Raw genomic sequence first — 17,250 nt, 5'->3', positions numbered from 1 at the left:
CCTCAAGGCAATAGCTTGCGTGTGTCCGCCGTGCTGATGTCGTCCAGGTGCCTGAACGCGGGTGCGATCCTGGCCATGTCGTCTGCCGGAACGCCTGAGCGTTCGAACGACACCTTCCACTCCCGCACGACGCGCCAGACCTCATCGATCAAGTCGCAAGCGCGGGCCTGGCTCAAGGAGAACGCCGGATGCCCGCCCAGCGCGTTGTCGAGTGTCGCGAGGCGACCCTGGGGCCCGACTCCCAGGTGAAGAAGGCGCTCGGTCGCGTGGCTCGGCCGGGGCAGCACGTCGTACAGGGGACTGAGCCGCCAGCCGGGCAGGCGGGGATCCCACAGGAAGCCGTGGTTGCGCAGGTGGTCGTCGTCGTTGCTGGCGAGGATGTTGAACACCATGCGCTTGAAGAGTTCTTCGTTGTCCGCGCGGATCACGTCCGGATGGCAATACCGGCGCACGGCGGCGGCCAGGTCGGCGTAGGACTTTGTTCGCGACTCGGTCTCGTCACATCCGACCAGGGTCAGGCCGCTCACAAAACCCATGCGGCGCTCGGTCAGGCCGTCGGCGGGTGGCAGCAGCAAGTCCGTTGCGGCGGTGGGCAGTGTTCCGTGTGCCAGCCAGTAGCGGTCGAAACGCCGGATCATCATGATGCGGCGGCCGCCCAGAAGGCGCGTGGCCACGGGCGGCACGTCCAAGCCGGCCTCCCGCGCGAGCACCAGCGAAGCACATTCGACCGCGGGGATGTCGAAGGCGTCATGTTTGCTTTGGAACTTCGCGAGCCAAAGGGCGCCGCCCTCATCACGCACAGACGCTTTGGGCCGGGCACCGCCGAGTGCCGTCCCGGCTTCAAAAATGTGTTCAAGCCTGGCGGGAACGTCCTCTCCCGCCTCGATGCGCTCCGCGGCCTCCATCAAGTAGCTGAGCGCGTGAACGCCACCGGCGGCGCCCGTGGGCCCATCAGCCATGCCGGAGCGGATGTCCAGCGCGCCTACCCGCTCGCTGCCCGCATGCAGCAGGTACTGCGACTCGGCCAGGCTGTTCGCGGGCACCTTGAGCTTGGCCTCGATCACCCGGCGCCCCCAGGAATCCGGCGCGGCGTCACGTATGCCGCCGAAGCTCGTCAGGGTGTTGACCGGCAGCAGCAGCTTGCCTGCGACGGGCTCCGGCCCGCGGATGGCCAGGCTGACCGGGTCTACCTCCAGGGCATCGCCGCGGGCCAGATATTTCAGGCCGTAGGCAAAGCGCGATGCCAGGAGATCGGAACCCTGCTCGGTCATCGTGAGCTGCCCGCAAGGCGCCCAGGCTTCGCCCAGGTAGGCGAAGGTCATCAGCTTCAGGTCTTTGGCCGCCATAAAAATTCCGCTCTAGATATAAAGGTGAAAGGCGCTGCCGGTGGGGGCTTGAGTTCAGAAGTTCAAGGCGTCGAGCTCGGCCGCGCTCAGGTCGCGAACGCGCTTTGTCGATTCGCGCGCTTGCAGGGCCGCCAGTGCGGGGTCGGCCTGCGTCAATAAGCCTGCCAGCGTGGTGCCCGGTGCGATGGCATCGAGGTAGCGAAGCACCTGCCCGATCGCCAGGCCAGGGTCTCCTTTCTCCAGGCGGTAGGCGGTGTTGCGCGAGAAGCCCGCGCGCAGCGCCGCATCGGCCTGTTTGACCTTGCGCGCCTGGCGTAAGCGCGCGAGAAGATGCCCGAGCTGGGCCGTCTCTTGCGCGAGCTTTGGGCTGAGGATCGCGGATTGTTGTACTTTCATGTTCGTTAAATCATTCAATATCACTATAAAGATCGATTTAACGAACATTTTATATGCCTACAAATTCACAGTCAACTTATGCTCGATAAATCAAGCTTTATTCAGTTAATGGTTGATTTAACGATCTTTTTCCAAAATGCGGCGTGATTGGCTTGATGGAGCTGTGCGGTGCCCGGAGCGAGGGTGGGGCCGCACCCGATGGTCGTCGACGCCCTGGCCATAGCCCATCCCGCATACTGGGGTCCCGGCCTCAGGCCAGGCATTTTTTGAAGGACCCGTATGAGATGGTCGGAATCCTTGCGAGCCTGGGCCGGAAAGCTCAAGCGCGACGGGGTCACGCTGTGGTTTGCCTGCCAACATCCCCGCACACCCTGGTATGCCAAGGCGCTGGGTCTTTTTGTCGTGGCGTATGCCCTGAGCCCCATAGACCTGATCCCGGACTTCATTCCGGTGCTGGGCTACCTGGACGACCTGCTCCTGCTGCCGGGCCTGATCTGGCTGGCCATCTCCTTGACGCCTGCCGGGGTCATCGCCGACTGCCGGCGGCAAGCCGAGGCCTGGCTGGCCAATGAAGGCGCCAGGCCGCGCAGCCTATGGGGCGCTGGATTGGTAGTCCTTGTCTGGATGGGCGCCGCCTGGGGCCTGTGGGTCTGGCAGGCGCCTTGATGGCTTGAGCCGCCGCTTCGCCCGGGCTCCTTGGCCGCGAACGCTCAGCGGCGCTCCTCGCCGGAAACTTCCTCGGGCGGCCGCACCCGGCTGAACATGGCCAGGAGCAGGATGTCGTAAATGATCTTTAATGCGCCGCCCACCATCAGCGGCCAGCCGAAGGTGGAGACCCCCAGCAGGTAGCCGGCCAACGCGGGGCTGGCAGCCGCGGCCAGGCTGCGCGGCACAGAGGTCACGCTGGCCGCGGCGGCCCGCTCCTGCGGCGTCACGATGGCCATCACATAAGAGCTGCGCGTGGGCACATCCATCTGCGACAGCGCGCTCCTGACCAGCAACAGGACGACGGCATGGCTGAGCTCCGTGCAAAAAGGAATGGCGATCAGGCACAGGCTGGACGGCAGGTGGGTGTAGACCATGGTCTTCACCAGCCCGATGCGGCTGGCGATATGCGCCGCCACAAGGTAAGAAAACGCGGTCAGCAGGCCGGCCCAGAAGAAGATGGTCCCGGCCACCTCAACCGACAGGCCGAAGCGCTGGTACAGCCACAGCGCCACCAGCGACTGCACCACAAAGCCGCCGCCAAAGGCATCCAGGCTGAACAGCGTGGCCAGCAGGTAGACCCGCTTTTTCGAAGGGCCCAGGGCGGACTTGGGCGCCGGGGCCTCTGCTGCGGGCCGCGCCGGCAGGCCGCGGTACAGCGCGGCCATCAGCAGCGCCAGCAAGGCATAAAGGATGAACATGCCCTGGATGGCGGTTTGTGGGGTGATGCCCGCCGTGGGCGCCAGCAGCGCGGGCAGGGCCGCCGCCAGCGAGCCGAAGGCCGCGCACAAAGTCCCCGTCAGGCTGTAGCGCGCAAAGACCGCCGTGCGGGACGGGCCGTCCACATGGTTCGCGAGCATCGCATGCTCCACCGGCATAAACACGCTGACATCGCCGCCCGAGGGATTCAGCGTGCCCACCAGGGCCACCAGCATCAGCGGCCAGAAGCTGCTGAGCGACGCCACGCCCAGGCCCGTGAAAACCATCAAGGCCGAAGCGGCCAGCAGCAAGGGCCGGTGGTCGTAGTGCGCCGCATGCGTGCCGACCAGCAGGGTCAGGATGCCGGAGCCCAGCAAGGTCGTGGTCGCGATCAGCCCGACCTGGAAGGGCGTCAAGCCAAGGCTGAGCAAATAGACCGGCAGCAACAGGCTCACAAAACCGTCGCCGAATCCCCGTATCGCTTTGGCGGCAATCAGGCGATCCAGGCTTGTGAGCTGGAATTTCAACACGGCCGTTGGCGTCCGCAAGGCCGCTTAATGCGAATGCCGGTGATGGGCATCGGGGAAATGCGCATGGCTGTGGGAGATCGGCAGGTGTTTGTGCGCATGCGTGTGGCGCGTGCCGGGCGCCACCGTCGTGCCGTGCGCTTCGTGCGCATGGTCGTGGTGCTCGTCACCCAGGCCGTGCGCATGTTCATGGCTGTGCTCAAGCGGCTCATGGGTGTGTGAATGCTGGTGGCTTTCGGTCAGGTGCAGCCAGACGCCCCAGGCCATCAGCGCCGCCGCGAAAAGCAGGGGCAGCGTGACGGGCTCACCGAGGACGGCAATCGCCAGGGCCGCACCCACAAACGGCGCGATCGAAAAATACGCACCCGTGCGCGCCGTCCCAAGGTGCCGCAAGCCGAGCACAAACAGCGCGAGGCTCGCGCCATAGCTCGCAAAACCCAGCAGCCCGGCCGCCAGCACAACAGGTAGCGCGGGCCACGCGGCGCCCAGAGACAGCGCCAGCACCAGGTTGGTGGCGCCGGCCGCCAGGCCCTTGACCATGGCGATAAACGAAGCATCGGACAAGGACACCTTGCGGGTCAGGTTGTTGTCCACACCCCAGGCCAGGCAGGCACCCACCACGGCCAGGGCCGGCCAGAATTCACCGAACCGCGCCTCACCGGGCCAGGAAAGAATCACACCGCCCGCCACAATCGCCAGCATGCCCAGCGCGATGCGGCGGTCAAAGTTCTCCTTGAAAACAAACCAGGCGATCAGGGCCGTCAACACGCCCTCCGCATTCAACAGCAGCGAAGCGCCCGAAGCCGGCATACCCGAGAGACCCAGCATCAGCAAGACTGGGCCCACCATGCCGCCCGCAATCACGGCGCCGGCCAGCCACTTCCATTCCCCGCGAGGCATGCGCACAGGCGCCGACCGGCGCAGCCGCCGCAGCAAAAACAGCCCAATGCCCGAACCCAGGTACAGCAAAGCCGCCAGCAGCCAGGGACTGGCCTGCGCCAGCAAGAGCTTGGCCAGCGGCGTGCCTGCGCCGAACAGGGTTGCGGCGAGGAGGGTGGCCAGTACGCCGGGTTGGGAAAGGGGGTTCATGGCTATCTCTTGAGATCCAGGGACGCGTGTCTTGTCCATATTACGCGAGTGCTGGTTGCGCTGGCTGGCCTGCTGATCCTGCGCGCCACCGAAGCCCAGGACGCCAAAGCCGGCGCACTGCTGGGCATCTGCCGTTACCTCAGCAAGGGCGTCAAAGTGGGCGTGGACTGTAAATCATCCAGTATTCAGATGACTTGACAGATCTGTCTTATCGGGGCGCAGGTGGTTTTTGAATGTGCTGGCGGCGTATTGAGAACGCGCGGCGTCACGCTGCGCAGATCGCGACGTGCGCTTTGACGGGTAAGGGTGATTGATTTTCAAAGATTCCCTGGTGAATTAGCTTCTCCGTTGGCCGCATGCTTCATACGAGGTGCGCCAAAACGACAGCGTCTCCCCCGTTTGTAGGGGGCGCCAATCACAAGCCCAGCGCATGCACTTGATTAACCCCTTGGGGGGATATGTATGGTTGTTCGCACATCGGCTTGGTCCTAAATGAGGAGGTTTGGATTACTGATGCCATTCGAAGTTGGCAAGCCTTGTCCGCCGCACCGTCATTCGCGACAGCGCAGGGCGTATCACCGGTTACACGCACACCAGCAACGGAACACCTGTTCCTGCTTTGGACCAAAACTTTGGCTATGACAACCTGAACCGCCTGACCAGTGCCGCCCCGGTCGGCAGTACGGTCCAGTACGGCTACGACGCCACCGGCAACCGTACGGCCAAGGTCATCAGCGGAACCAGCTACCCCAACACCATCTCCGCCACCAGCAACCGGCTGGACCAGACCCAGGACACCATCGGTACAGCCGCGGTACAGCACGATGCGGCCGGCAACATCACGAGTGACGGCACCAACACCTATAGCTACAGCGACCGCGGCAGGCTGGCCACCATGACCAACGCCGGCGGCACGGTGAACTACAGCTACAGCGCCCTGGAGCTGCGCATGAGCAAGACGGGCCCGGTGGCACTGGTTCCGACTGGTGCCGCCTACTATGTCTATGACGAGGAGGGCAAACTCCTCGGCGAATACGACGCCAATGGAGTTCCGGTCCATGAAACCATCTACATGGGCATACCGGTCGGGGTGATCAAGCAGACGGGCACGGCGGCCGCAAGCGATATCGCCATCAGCCTGTACAACGTTTCAACCGACCAGCTCGGCGCACCCAGGATGATTACCCGCCAGAGTGACGAAGCTATTGTCTGGCGCTGGGATTCGACTGAGGTATTTGGCGCGACGGCGCCGGACCAGAACCCGAGCAGTCTTGGAACCTTCAGCTTTAACCAGCGATTCCCCGGCCAGGTGTTTGATGCAGAGAGCGGCCTGTTCCAGAACTGGAACCGGGAGTACAACCCGCGCGTTGGCCGCTATATGCAGTCCGACCCGATTGGACTCAGAGGCGGAGTTAATACCTTTGCTTATGTGGAGGGTGACCCGCTGAGTTCGATCGATTCGATGGGTTTGCAGGGATGTGCTCCGATGATGACCATTGCTGGACCATTCTGCGTCCCTTTTCCAATAGCAGTGGCGCCGAATGGAGCGGGAGCCCCGCCCAACGTGGGAGAGGTTCCCAACATGGGGGTCCCTCCCAGCGTGAGACTCCCTGATCTGCAAACGTCACCGTTTCTGCCAATGCAAATACCGAGGACAATGCTTCTACTGTCTGTAGCAATAGCAGACGCATGTGTCAAATCGGTGCGGGGGGCTGGTGACGTTTCCGATGCGCCGGACGGTCCTTTTAGCTGGTGGCATCGAGGTCGTCATCAATCGAATCCTGGACTGCGAGAGGACTGGGAGAGGCAAACGGGTATTGGATGGCCAAAGGACGAGAATGGGCGAAATCATGATGTTTCACACGAGATACCCCTTGCCGATGGTGGTCCTGATCACGTTTCGAATGTAAAACCTCGTCCTGGAAGTGAGCATCAAGATCGTCATCGTGATGCCGGTGATTATTCTAGGTGGGGAAGAAGGAGATAAAGATGATGCTAGAGTTTTCTAAAGTCCTAGATTGGACGAAATATTTCGAACGAGCAGGGTCGAAGGATGAGGATGCAAAGGCTATCGCGCAAATGCATGCGGAGGCGCGTTCGTATATTGAATATTTCAACTGGTGTGGTGAGGTACTCGAAGAGTATGTGGGCTTTGTTTACCCCGGAATAGTTGGAGTCTTCTTGTTTAAGATCCAGCCCGCAAAACAAAATATTGATGAGTGGGTATGGGTTATCACGGGGGATTTACCTCCGGCATACATCACATGTGAAGATAGCCCCAATCCTGCAACTGCTCTGGACTCATATATAGGAGCCATGGAGGAATGGGTTGACGCCGCCAGTAAGGGAGAATTGACGAGCGGGCTTATCCCGGTCAATGTTGAACCGACAAAAAGCAACGCTGAGCGCTTGCGTGCTCGATTGCAGTATCTTGATGAGAAAATTCTTTCAGGCTACCAAGAAGATCTGAAAACCTCCTAGCGTGTGGATTTTCGTGCTTATTTGATCCATCTTTCCATCGAGCGCTGAGCCATTGATGACGCTCTTTGTACAAGGCGGGGGTATCCAAATTTCAGGATTGGGATAGGGTCAACCTGCTGTGGAAAAAGTGGATCAAAGCGACGTGGAACTCAACAGCTACGGACTGGGAGCTTCTGCAGATTAAGCAAAATCCTCAATTCTGGGACAGTCTTCAGTTCTGGAAGAATGGGAAACCAGTTCCCAATCCGTTTAAGTGAGACTTAGCTATGACAACTCAACTTTTTTCTAACCGCACGTTCCAGCTGTGGGAGTACCGTGTTAGCCACGGTTCGTTGTTGATTCGGAGCCCGCAAGGCCCCAATGCAAGAACAAATGTAGACCTCATCTGCTCTGGAGTGGAGTACCTTGCCGTACCGACACTCCTATCCGGTGTGGAGATCATGTCGCCTACATCTGAGGAGTTACGTCGGTTGGAGCAAACGCTCGAAATGCAACTGGCTGCATCCTCGGTCATCATTCTTGCCTCATCTGGGAAGCGATTCCCGATTGTTGCCGCTGGCTTCAAAGTTGATGAGAATGAGTTGGATATTTTCGCGAGTCCGTTCGAATAGTGTGACGTCGCAAGAAGGTGTTGACTTCCACTGAAGTCTGATCCGATTGGAGTGAACCCCTTGGGCTGGCTGGGTCCATCAGCACGAGATAAGTGTGGATTTTCGTGCGTGATTGATCCATTTTTTCATCAAACGCTGAGCCATTGATGACACCCCTTTTCGCAGAATTGGCGCTCACATTTCAGGGGCCTGATAGGGCTAACTAACCGCGAAAAGTCGGGACAAATCAACGTGAAATCCAACACTTCCCGGTGAAAGATCGAATTGCCCCATCATGAGCGATGAACAGATCAAATTGAATCAGCGGCCGATACCCGAAGCCGCGTTGCGTGACGAAGATGCGGTCGAGATGCTGCGCGTCTGGATTGCAGAGAAAGGATTGCACTGCTCGATGAAGGTCGGTATGTATCGTGAAACGACGAACGTTTCCGAAGAAAAGGCGTGGGGAACTATCCTCGCCGACGTGGCCAGACACGTTTCCAGGGCCTTGGAGTTGAAGTATTCGAGCGACGCGGCTGAGTCTCTGCAGAAGATCAGAGATAGCTTCCTGAAGGAGCTTGGCGCTCCGACGTCAGAGGCAAAAGGGGACTTCGTGCGTAAGCACTGAGGGCAAACGAGCTGGTGCAATCGAGGTGACTTTGTGCATATGCTCCAGGCGCCGCCAGGGGAGGCAACCCTTCGAACGGCAATGACTCACACTTTCCAATCAAAACTTGAAACACAACATGAATGGAAAAAATGAACCTCATGTGTACGAGCTTGCCAGTGGCGAAATTGCCGTTTGGCTTGAACCCGGTGGACCCATCTGTTTGAAAACCCTTAGTAAATTTAAAGACCCCATTGAGCTTGCTGAACATGAAGCAATAGAACTCGCTGAAGTGTTGACCAAGCTTGTCCAGGAGCAACGGGGATAGCTGGGCAGGCAAGCCAAGCCTTCCGGATGTCGTCAAAGGGCTGGCGGTGTCAATGGGTTGCTTTTCTTCTTGCGCGTGGGGATGATCACGGATTACCCGAAGAGACCGCCCCCGGCAACCGAACGGCCAAGGTCATCAGCGGAACCAGCTACCTCAATGCCATCTCGGGCCGCCGCTCGAAGCAGGATTCGAGCTTGCCTTGCTCAGCAGGCACGGCTTAAATCTATGGCCGTGGAGTTCATCCAATGGGGATCACTCCAGTTTTTGCCTCCGCGATTGAAGACCTGAAGCCGTGACTGTGCTCGGGACGGTTGAGCCGCTCATCCTGCGCGCCACCCAAGCCCATGGCGCCAAAGCCGACGCGCTGTTGGATGGCGTGATCAACGCTGGTGGGTCGCGTGGTTTGCCGCCACATAGACCGGCGCCGCCTGCGCCGGCAACGGTGACCGGCCCCGAATCAGGTCCGCGATTTTTTCCGCGATCATGATGGTCGGCGCATTCAGGTTGCCGCTGACGACATTGGGCATGATGGAGGCGTCCACCACGCGCAGGTTCTGGATGCCGTGCACGCGGCCTGCGCCGTCCACCACCGCCATCGGATCGGTCCCCATGCGGCAACTGCAGGACGGATGAAAAGCGCTTTCCGCCTTGTCGCGGATGAAGGCGTCGATTTCGGCATCGGTCTGGACCTTGGCGCCGGGCGAGATTTCGCCATTGCGGAAAGGCTCGAAGGCCGCTTGGGAAAATATCTCGCGCGTCAGGCGCACACCCGCGCGCATTTCCTTGCGGTCCTGCTCGGTCTGCATATAGTTGAACAGGATGCGCGGATGCGCTTTGGGATCTGCCGAGCGCAACGTGATATGGCCGCGGCTGGTCGCGCGCATCGGCCCGACATGTGCCTGAAAGCCGTGCTGCGTGGCCGGTGCGCTGCCGTCGTAGCTGACCGCCATCGGCAAAAAATGGTATTGCAGGTCCGGATGCGCCACCCCCGCCGCGCTGCGGATAAAGCCGCCGGATTCGAAATGATTGGTCGCGCCCAGGCCTTTTCCGGCGAACAGCCATTGCACACCGATTTTCAGTTTGGCCAGGGGGTTCATCGCGCTGTACAGGGTAATCGGCTGCTTGCTGGCGTACTGCACGTAGACCTCGAGATGGTCTTGCAGGTTTTGGCCGACACCCGGAAGGTCGACGCGCGGCTGGATGCCCAAGGCGCGCAGTTCCTCCGCCTTGCCGATCCCGGACAGCATCAGGAGCTGTGGCGAATTGATCGCGCCGCCGGACAGGATCACCTCGCGCGCCGCAGCTGCCTGATGCAGGCGCGAACCTTGCGCGTATTCGACACCGGTCGCGCGCGTGCCCTCGAACAGGACCCGCGTGACGCGCGCGCGCGTCACCACACGCAGGTTGCCGCGCCTGGCCGCCGGGCGCAGGTAGGCCTGCGCCGTGCTCCAGCGGCGGCCCTTGTAGACCGTCATGTCCATAGGCCCCAGGCCTTCCTGCTGGTAGCCGTTCATGTCCTCGGTGTAGGGGTAGCCGGCTTGTTGCCCCGCCTCGATGAAAGCGCGGTAGAGCGGGTTCTTGCAGGCCGCGGTGGAGACATACAAAGGGCCGTCCTTGCCGCGGTAGTCGTCGCCGCCTTTCAGGCGAGTTTCGGATTTCTTGAAGTAGGGCAGGCAGTGCGCGTAAGACCATTGCGCCAGTCCAGGCATGCCGGCCCAGGCGTCATAGTCGAACGCATGTCCGCGGATATAGACCATGCCGTTGATCGACGACGAGCCGCCGAGCACGCGGCCGCGCGGGCAGTGCATACGGCGATTGTTCATGAAGGGTTCCGGCTCGGTGTCGTAGAACCAGTTGTACTTGTCGTTGGCCAGTGGATAAGCGAAGGCCGACGGCATGTGGATGAAGATGCTGTGGTCCGCCGGGCCGGCTTCCAGCAGCAGGACGCGTGCGCCTTCGTCCTCGCCCAGGCGGTTGGCCAGGACGCAGCCGGCTGAACCGGCGCCGACGATGATGTAGTCGTATTGTTCTTGTTTCATGTGAATTCCTGATCGGGAGCCAGCTTGCCGCCGGGCATTCCTATTCGTAAGGGCAAGCCACTTCACCCAGCTCGACGTACACGCTCTTCAACTGCGTGTAGTAGTCAATCGTCACCATGCTGTTTTCATGGCCTATGCCCGATTCACGGATACCGCCGAACGGCATCTCGATGGGCGTGATGTTGTAGTTGTTGATCCAGCAGACGCCCGCCTGCAATTGCGCTGCTACCCGGTGCCCGCGCGCCAGGTCGCCGGTGAACACGCCGGCCGCCAGGCCGAAGCGCGTATCGTTGGCGCGCGCCACCGCTTCCGCCTCATCACTGAATCGCAGCACCGACATCACGGGACCGAAAATCTCTTCACGCACGATGCTCATGTCGTCCCGGCAATCGGCAAAAATGGTCGGCTCGACAAAATTTCCCTCGGCCAGTTTGCCGGTCTTGAGCTGCTTGCCACCGGCCACCAGCCGCGCGCCTTCAGCCACGCCTTTGTCGATGTAGCCGAGCACACGCTGCATATGCGGGCGCGAAATCAGCGCGCCGACCTGCGTCGCCGGGTCCATCGGGTCGCCGATGCGCAGTTTCCGGGTGCGCGCCTCAAGCTGTTCCAGAAACGCATCGTGGATGTCCTCATGCACAAAGACCCGCGTGCAGTTGGTGCAGACTTCGCCCTGCGTATAAAAATTGCCGAGCATCGCGGCGGACACCGCCTGCTTCAGGTCGGCATCGGGGAACACCAGCAGCGCCGATTTTCCGCCCAGCTCCATGGTCGCGCGCTTCAGGGTTTTGGCGGCTTCCGCCATGACGGCTTTTCCGGTGCCCACCGAACCCGTGAGCGACACCTTGGCCACCGCCGGGTGCGCTATCAGCAACCTGCCGGTGCGGCCGTCGCCCTGCAGCACATTGAACACGCCGTCCGGCACACCGGCCTCGGTGTAGATTTCCGCGAGCCTGGCGGCGCTGCGCGGCGTCAATTCGGAGGGCTTGAAAATCATGGCGTTGCCGCAGGCCAGGGCCGGCGCCGACTTCCAGCAGGCGATCTGCAAGGGATAGTTCCAGGCGCCTATGCCCACGCAAATGCCCAGGGGTTCGCGCCGCGTGTACGCAAAAGCGTTCTTGAGCCCGTAATGGTGGCCGTGAATCGTCGGCGCCAGGCCGGCAAAATATTCAATGCAATCGGCGCCGCTGGCAACATCGACCACTTCGGCTTCCTGGATCGGCTTGCCGCAATCGGCCACCTCCAGCTCGGCCAGTTCGCGGTTGCGCGCGCGCAGCAATTGCGCCGCCCGGTACAGGATGCGGCCACGCTCCGCGCCGGTCATCGCCGACCATGTGGCCAGCCCGGCTTGCGCCGCCTCGACCGCACGCTCGAGTTCCGGCGCAAGTGCCAGTTCGACGCGGCACAGGACCTGGCCCGTGGCCGGATTCAGGTTTTCCAGTGTTTCCGAGGCGGTGCTGGCTTGGTAAGCGCCGCCTATGTAGTTGCGTAGTGTGGGGGTCGTCACGAGCTCACCTTGTTCCGATGTTTCGCCGTGCAATCGTGGATGACCTTCGATGGCCTCCGATTGCCTTGACGGCTCACTATAGGTTCAGGGCACCCTGCGCTCTTGATGTATTACGACCACGCGATGGCGCAAATTTCCGGGCTCCATCAAGCCCGTCAAGTGGTGTGCAGCGCTGGGCATTCATTTGCGCGCCGGTGAAACGGCCCGCCGCATCACCGGCGCCTGCACGGACTGCAGCCGGTCCGCCCTGGGCGGGCAGCCGAACTTGTCCCGGTAGACGCGCGAGAAATGTTCCAGCGACGAATAGCCGGCGCCGACAGCCACTTGCGCCACACTCATGTCGGTTTGCTGCAGCAGCTTGTGCGCGCGCGCCAGCCGCAGGTTGATGTAGTACTTCAGGGGCGGCAGCGAGGTGTAGTGCTGGAACAGGCGTTCCAGCTGGCGCCGCGACAGCCCGACCCGGGTTGCGATCTCGTCGCAGGGCACGGGCTCTCCCACGGTTTCCTGCATCAGATTGATCGCGGCCTGAACATGCCTGCTGCCTTCGCCGGGGCGCTTGTTGGCGCTGCTGAGCAAAGAGTCCGTCGGGTAGCGGACCTGCGTGTACTGCATGTGCTGCGAAACCTCGTGCGCCAGGTCGGCGCCTTCGCGCTCGCCTATCCACTGCAGCATCATGTCGAGCGTTGACGTGGCGCCTGCACAGGTCAGGCGGCGCCTTTCTATGGTGTAAAACTGGTCCTTTGCATTGACGCTCGGGTACAGCTCCTGGAAGCCTTCCAGGTTGTCCCAATGAATCGCCGCGCTATAGCCGTCGAGCAAACCGGCGGCTGCCATGATTTCGGCGCCGGTCTCTATGCCCGCGAGTTCCGCGCCGAAGGCCGCCTGCCGCCTCAGCCAGTTTTTGATCTTGCGGTTCTTCGCATACTTCTTGGCCTCGAAGCTGGCAATCACAAAAACCGCGGAGAACTCCATGTCATCGGACAACTCCGCGTCCACCGGCACCTGCATGCCGTGCGTCCCTATCACCGGGTCACCGTCGACCGACAGCGTGGTCCATTCGAACAGCTTGCGCTGCATCAGCCAGTTGGCCAGTACCAGCGGTTCCATCACCAGGGCCAGGCCCAGGTTGGAAAACTGCGGGATCAGCAGCAAGCCAACCCGGCGCGCCGCGGGTGTGGCTTTGGGCGACGTGCGCTCCCGGTTTTCTTCCTTCATAGAGACCCGCCATGCGTTGACAAACAGCCCATAAGGTATTTGGGGCAGCTGTTAGCCGGTTGACGTAATACGACATATGTTAGTCGTATTACGTCAATATCGGCCGTTTTCCTAAACCTATAGTTCGTCAACGGAAGAGCACTGCTTACCGGCATGCACCACTCGCCTTGCGGCGGGAACGGCAAGAAAAGCATGCGGTGGGCAGGCCTGTTTCAGTCCCTGTAAATGCGCTATCCAACCAGGAAAACGTGACATGAGGTCTCTGCACATACTCGGCTCGCTTGCGGTTCTTGCCTTCACCCTTTGCGCCGGCCCCGCAAGCGCACAAAACAAATCGCCGGCTGGCACCAAAGAGGCGGAAAGCTGCCGCACGGTGCGTTTTGGCGACGTCGGCTGGAGCGACATCGCCGCCACCACCGGGCTGGCGTCGGTGGTGCTGGAAGGCCTGGGTTACCAGCCGAAGACGACGCTGGCTTCGGTGCCGATTACCTTCGCGGGCATCAAGAGCAGGCAGATCGACGTTTTTCTGGGCTACTGGAACCCGAGCATGACGCCCATGATCGAGCCCTTCGTCAAGGCGGGCCAGGTCAAGGTGCTGGACCAGCCCAACCTGGCCGGCGCCAAATACACGCTGGCCGTCAACGGCCCCGCTTTTGAAGGCGGCTTGAAGACTTTTGCCGACATCGCGAAATTTCGCAAAGAGCTCGATGGAAAGCTCTACGGCATCGAAGCCGGCAATGACGGCAACCTGCTGATCCAGCGCATGATCGACAAGAACGAATTCGGCCTGAAGGATTTCAAGCTGGTCGAGTCGAGCGAAGCCGGCATGCTGTCCGAAATACAGCGCGCGTCGCGCCTGAAAAAATGGATTGTGTTCCTGGGCTGGGAGCCGCATCCGATGAACGTGCAGCTGAAGATGAAATACCTGGAAGGCGGCGACACCGTGTTCGGCCCGAACTTCGGCGAGGCCAAGGTGTACACCGCGACCACCCCCGATTACCAGGCGCGCTGCCCCAACGCGGCCAGGCTGATCGGCAACCTGCAATTCACGACCGACCTGGAAAACCAGGTGATGGTGCCCATCACCAACAAGGTCAAGCCCAACGACGCGGCCCGCGATTGGTTGAAGAAGAACCCGGATGTGCTCAAGAAGTGGCTGGCCGAGGTCAGCACCTTTGACGGCAAGGATGGGCTGGCGGCGGTCAGCAAGCACCTGGGTCTTTGAGCGCATCACCATCGAAGAGAAAGTTATCGGAAAGTTGTCTGAAGTTGTTGGAAGTCTCGTCAAAAAAACTCTGGAGGTTTGTATGAATTTGGTTAAAAAGCTGTTGTCCGGCCTGCTGCTGGCCGGTGTCGCTTTCGGTTGTTCAGCCGTCGAATTGAAACACTGGCCCGCCGATGCCGCGGCCAAGCTCAATGCCCTGGTCAAAACCCATGCGAACAAGGGGGAGTACGCCGTGTTCGATATGGACAACACGAGCTACAACTTCGACCTGGAAGAGTCCCTGCTGCCTTACATGGAAATGAAAGGCCTGCTGACGCGCGAGAACATGGACCCTTCGCTCAAGCTGATCCCCTTCAAGGATGTCAACGGCAACAAGGAAAGCCTGAACAGCTACTACTACCGGCTCTGCGAAATCGACGACATGGTTTGCTACCCCTGGGTGGCGCAAATCTTTTCAGGCTACACGCTCAAGGAGTTGAAGGCGCTCGTCGATGAGTTGATGGCTTACGGCAAACCGATTCCGGCGACCTACTATGAAGGCGACGTGGTCAAGACCATAGCCATCGAGCCGCCGCGCATCTACCAAGGCCAGCGCGAACTGATGAACCATTTGATGGAAAACGGCATCGAGGTCTACATCATGACCGCGGCGCATGAAGAACTGGTGCGCATGGTGGCCTCCGACCCCCGGTACGGCTACAACGTCAAGCCGCAAAACGTGATCGGCGTCGCGACCATGCTGAAAGACCGCAAGACCCAGGAGCTGACCTCGTCCCGCCTGCAAATCCAGAAGGGCAAATACGATCCCGCCAAAAACATGGATCTGCAAATGCATCCTTACCTGTGGACGCCCAACACCTGGATGGCGGGCAAGTATGCGGCCATCCTGACCTATATCGACCAGTGGAAAAAACCCATCCTGGTCGCGGGCGACACACCGACCAGCGACGGCTACATGCTGTTCCACGGAACGGACATTGATCGTGGCGGCGTGCGCATCTGGGTCAATCGCAAAGCCAAATACATGACGCAGATCACCGATATGTGGACCAAAAACGCGGCGCGCCAGAAGGAGCTGGGCTTGCCGGTCACGGCCGACAAGAACTGGATTGTGGTCAAGCCGGAAGATATTCATCCGCTGCCTGCCGGCAACAAGTAAGCCGGCCCCATCCACTCGTTCGCCCATCCACCCGTCCGCCCATGCGCCAGGAGGTGTTCAATGAACCCTGATCGTCTTAGCCCCGGGATGCCCTCCCGGGTCCGGCGCGCCCTGTGCGCGGCCTTGTGCATGAGCTTCGTGGCCGGTATGGGGCTGTTCCCCGTTCACGCGGCCAACAGCCCGGCGCCTTTGACGCTGGGGCTCATCGTCACGGGCGATACCGTGGAGAAGATGGTGGAGAACTGGAAGCCTTTCACCGACGCGCTGGCCAAAGAGATGCAGCGGCCGGTGCAGGTTCTGGCGTCGAAAGACTTCGCCGAAATTTCCGGTGCCCTGAAGAATGGGCAGGTGCAGGTAGCCTGGGTCAACAACAAGCTGGCGATCGAACTGGTGGAGGCCGACCAGGCGCTGGTGTTTGCGCAGATGGTCGGGCTGGATGGAACGCGCGGCTACAGCTCGGTGTTGCTGGCCCGCAAGGACAGCGCGCCCCAGACCCTGGCGGAGGTGATAGGCCGTCCGGGCAGTTACACGCTGGGGGCCGGCAACAAGGAGTCGATTTCGGGTTTCCTGGCGCCGAACTACTATGTGTTCGCCAAGAACAAGATCGATCCTGAAAAACACTTCAAGAAGATCAACCGCAGCAGCCACCGCGACAATTTTCTCGCGGTAGCCGATGGCCAGGTGGACCTGGCGACCAACAACACCGCGGACATGCTGCGCTACAAGGTGGAGTTCCCGGACAAGATGGCACGCGTCAAAGTGATCTGGGAGTCCCCGCTGATTCCCAACGACCCCATCCTGTACCGCAAGGATCTCCCGGCGGCAACGCAGCAACGCATCCGGAAGTTCTTCCTGGCCTACGGCCGCGACGAGGCCGAAAAAGCCACGCTGAAGAATATGTATGACCTGTCGGCGTTCAAGGCTTCGTCGAACTACCAGCTGCGGCCCGTGGCGGACCTGTCATTGTTCCAGGCACTGACCAAGGCAATGGGCAGCCCCCAGGATGGCGGTGATTTCAGCGCAACGCTGCAGCAACTGACCCAGCGTGCCGCCCGGCTGGACACGCTGCTCAATTCCACGCGGATTGAGAGCCAGTAGCCGGGGCTGGGAAATCTGAATTTCAGCGGCAGGCCGGCTGCTTGAGTTGCCGCGATCTTGCGCCATTCCACCCGCGAGCACGGCGCTGGCCAGCCACTTCCGCGCGAGGCATACGCACAGGTGCTGACCGGAGCAGCTGCCGCAGCAAAAACAAGCCGACCATATTGCGCGAGTGCTGGCTAGCCTGGCGATGAGCTTGGGGGACGCCGGGCTTTTGCCTCCGCGATTTAAAACCTGAAGCC

The 17,250-nt window shown here is 60.9% G+C and carries 17 protein-coding genes; 10 read left to right on the top strand and 7 right to left on the bottom strand.

The genetic code is table 11. The annotated features are described in order from the left end of the window. Positions 1 to 2 precede the first annotated feature (2 nt). Positions 3 to 1,346 carry a type II toxin-antitoxin system HipA family toxin gene (locus AC1DUN_RS01145; RefSeq protein ID WP_477712346.1) on the bottom strand — a complete coding sequence of 448 codons (1,344 nt, stop codon included), beginning with the start codon at positions 1,344 to 1,346 and terminating at the stop codon, positions 3 to 5. Between the two features lie 54 nt (positions 1,347 to 1,400). Continuing rightward, complete coding sequence (locus tag AC1DUN_RS01140) at positions 1,401 to 1,742, bottom strand: helix-turn-helix domain-containing protein (RefSeq protein WP_477712345.1); 342 nt, start codon at positions 1,740 to 1,742, stop codon at positions 1,401 to 1,403. Between the two features lie 279 nt (positions 1,743 to 2,021). On the opposite strand from AC1DUN_RS01140, the gene AC1DUN_RS01135 reads away from it, so the two are divergent. Beyond that, positions 2,022 to 2,408 (top strand): YkvA family protein, encoded by a 387-nt coding sequence (locus AC1DUN_RS01135; protein WP_477712344.1) that lies wholly within the window; start codon positions 2,022 to 2,024, stop codon positions 2,406 to 2,408. Positions 2,409 to 2,452: 44 nt separating this feature from the next. On the opposite strand, the gene AC1DUN_RS01130 is transcribed toward AC1DUN_RS01135, so the two are convergent. Both AC1DUN_RS01130 and AC1DUN_RS01125 read right to left on the bottom strand, forming a co-directional pair. Next, a complete protein-coding gene (locus AC1DUN_RS01130) occupies positions 2,453 to 3,676 on the bottom strand; it encodes an MFS transporter (protein WP_477700922.1) in 1,224 nt (407 codons plus the stop codon). A gap of 24 nt (positions 3,677 to 3,700) precedes the next feature. Beyond that, a complete protein-coding gene (locus AC1DUN_RS01125; protein ID WP_477712343.1) occupies positions 3,701 to 4,762 on the bottom strand; it encodes a DMT family transporter in 1,062 nt (353 codons plus the stop codon). A 48-nt stretch (positions 4,763 to 4,810) separates the two neighbouring features. Between AC1DUN_RS01125 and AC1DUN_RS01120 the strand changes: the two genes are divergently transcribed. The 6 genes from AC1DUN_RS01120 (at position 4,811) to AC1DUN_RS01095 (ending at position 8,768) form a co-directional block, all read left to right on the top strand. Beyond that, a complete protein-coding gene (locus AC1DUN_RS01120) occupies positions 4,811 to 4,960 on the top strand; it encodes a hypothetical protein (RefSeq protein ID WP_477712342.1) in 150 nt (49 codons plus the stop codon). 328 nt (positions 4,961 to 5,288) lie between these two features. After that, complete coding sequence (locus AC1DUN_RS01115; protein WP_477712341.1) at positions 5,289 to 6,749, top strand: RHS repeat domain-containing protein; 1,461 nt, start codon at positions 5,289 to 5,291, stop codon at positions 6,747 to 6,749. Positions 6,750 to 6,751: 2 nt separating this feature from the next. Next, positions 6,752 to 7,243: a hypothetical protein gene (locus tag AC1DUN_RS01110; protein ID WP_477712340.1), complete on the top strand. Its 492-nt coding sequence runs from the start codon at positions 6,752 to 6,754 to the stop codon at positions 7,241 to 7,243. A gap of 266 nt (positions 7,244 to 7,509) precedes the next feature. Continuing rightward, the gene (locus AC1DUN_RS01105) at positions 7,510 to 7,854 is read left to right on the top strand and encodes a hypothetical protein (RefSeq protein WP_477712339.1); all 345 of its coding nucleotides are present in this window, start codon (positions 7,510 to 7,512) and stop codon (positions 7,852 to 7,854) included. A 274-nt stretch (positions 7,855 to 8,128) separates the two neighbouring features. Further along, complete coding sequence (locus AC1DUN_RS01100; protein WP_477712338.1) at positions 8,129 to 8,461, top strand: DUF5076 domain-containing protein; 333 nt, start codon at positions 8,129 to 8,131, stop codon at positions 8,459 to 8,461. 106 nt (positions 8,462 to 8,567) lie between these two features. After that, entirely contained in the window at positions 8,568 to 8,768 is a 201-nt protein-coding gene (locus tag AC1DUN_RS01095) for a hypothetical protein (RefSeq protein WP_477712337.1), read from the top strand. A gap of 380 nt (positions 8,769 to 9,148) precedes the next feature. Here the strand turns inward: AC1DUN_RS01095 and betA are convergent, their stop codons facing one another. The 3 genes from betA to AC1DUN_RS01080 all read right to left on the bottom strand — a co-directional run bounded on the left by betA (position 9,149) and on the right by AC1DUN_RS01080 (position 13,526). Beyond that, on the bottom strand, positions 9,149 to 10,807 hold the full coding sequence (gene betA, locus AC1DUN_RS01090; protein ID WP_477712336.1) for a choline dehydrogenase: 1,659 nt from the start codon (positions 10,805 to 10,807) through the stop codon (positions 9,149 to 9,151). A gap of 40 nt (positions 10,808 to 10,847) precedes the next feature. Beyond that, positions 10,848 to 12,311 (bottom strand): betaine-aldehyde dehydrogenase, encoded by a 1,464-nt coding sequence (betB, locus tag AC1DUN_RS01085; protein ID WP_477712335.1) that lies wholly within the window; start codon positions 12,309 to 12,311, stop codon positions 10,848 to 10,850. Between the two features lie 180 nt (positions 12,312 to 12,491). Continuing rightward, positions 12,492 to 13,526, bottom strand: coding sequence for a GlxA family transcriptional regulator (locus tag AC1DUN_RS01080; protein WP_477712334.1), 1,035 nt, complete (start codon positions 13,524 to 13,526; stop codon positions 12,492 to 12,494). A 253-nt stretch (positions 13,527 to 13,779) separates the two neighbouring features. On the opposite strand from AC1DUN_RS01080, the gene AC1DUN_RS01075 reads away from it, so the two are divergent. The 3 genes from AC1DUN_RS01075 to phnD all read left to right on the top strand — a co-directional run bounded on the left by AC1DUN_RS01075 (position 13,780) and on the right by phnD (position 17,008). Then, positions 13,780 to 14,751 (top strand): choline ABC transporter substrate-binding protein, encoded by a 972-nt coding sequence (locus AC1DUN_RS01075; RefSeq protein WP_477712333.1) that lies wholly within the window; start codon positions 13,780 to 13,782, stop codon positions 14,749 to 14,751. Positions 14,752 to 14,833: 82 nt separating this feature from the next. Further along, positions 14,834 to 15,910 carry an HAD family hydrolase gene (locus tag AC1DUN_RS01070; protein ID WP_477712332.1) on the top strand — a complete coding sequence of 359 codons (1,077 nt, stop codon included), beginning with the start codon at positions 14,834 to 14,836 and terminating at the stop codon, positions 15,908 to 15,910. Between the two features lie 87 nt (positions 15,911 to 15,997). Beyond that, complete coding sequence (phnD, locus tag AC1DUN_RS01065) at positions 15,998 to 17,008, top strand: phosphate/phosphite/phosphonate ABC transporter substrate-binding protein (protein ID WP_477712331.1); 1,011 nt, start codon at positions 15,998 to 16,000, stop codon at positions 17,006 to 17,008. Positions 17,009 to 17,250 lie beyond the last annotated feature (242 nt).

It is taken from the genome of Polaromonas sp. P4_F6, from assembly GCF_056401275.1.
Note: the sequence above shows the minus strand (reverse complement) of the source record. Positions and strands in the feature narration are given on the sequence as shown.

Excerpts from the sequence above, each read along its gene's own strand:
- AC1DUN_RS01145 (WP_477712346.1), bottom strand. The coding sequence starts at position 1,346 with ATGGCGGCCAAAGACCTGAAGCTGATGACCTTCGCCTACCTGGGCGAA.
- AC1DUN_RS01140 (WP_477712345.1), bottom strand. The coding sequence starts at position 1,742 with ATGAAAGTACAACAATCCGCGATCCTCAGCCCAAAGCTCGCGCAAGAG.
- AC1DUN_RS01135 (WP_477712344.1), top strand. The coding sequence starts at position 2,022 with ATGAGATGGTCGGAATCCTTGCGAGCCTGGGCCGGAAAGCTCAAGCGC.
- AC1DUN_RS01125 (WP_477712343.1), bottom strand. The coding sequence starts at position 4,762 with ATGAACCCCCTTTCCCAACCCGGCGTACTGGCCACCCTCCTCGCCGCA.
- AC1DUN_RS01110 (WP_477712340.1), top strand. The coding sequence starts at position 6,752 with ATGATGCTAGAGTTTTCTAAAGTCCTAGATTGGACGAAATATTTCGAA.
- AC1DUN_RS01105 (WP_477712339.1), top strand. The coding sequence starts at position 7,510 with ATGACAACTCAACTTTTTTCTAACCGCACGTTCCAGCTGTGGGAGTAC.
- AC1DUN_RS01100 (WP_477712338.1), top strand. The coding sequence starts at position 8,129 with ATGAGCGATGAACAGATCAAATTGAATCAGCGGCCGATACCCGAAGCC.
- betA (WP_477712336.1), bottom strand. The coding sequence starts at position 10,807 with ATGAAACAAGAACAATACGACTACATCATCGTCGGCGCCGGTTCAGCC.
- AC1DUN_RS01080 (WP_477712334.1), bottom strand. The coding sequence starts at position 13,526 with ATGAAGGAAGAAAACCGGGAGCGCACGTCGCCCAAAGCCACACCCGCG.
- AC1DUN_RS01075 (WP_477712333.1), top strand. The coding sequence starts at position 13,780 with ATGAGGTCTCTGCACATACTCGGCTCGCTTGCGGTTCTTGCCTTCACC.
- AC1DUN_RS01070 (WP_477712332.1), top strand. The coding sequence starts at position 14,834 with ATGAATTTGGTTAAAAAGCTGTTGTCCGGCCTGCTGCTGGCCGGTGTC.
- phnD (WP_477712331.1), top strand. The coding sequence starts at position 15,998 with ATGCCCTCCCGGGTCCGGCGCGCCCTGTGCGCGGCCTTGTGCATGAGC.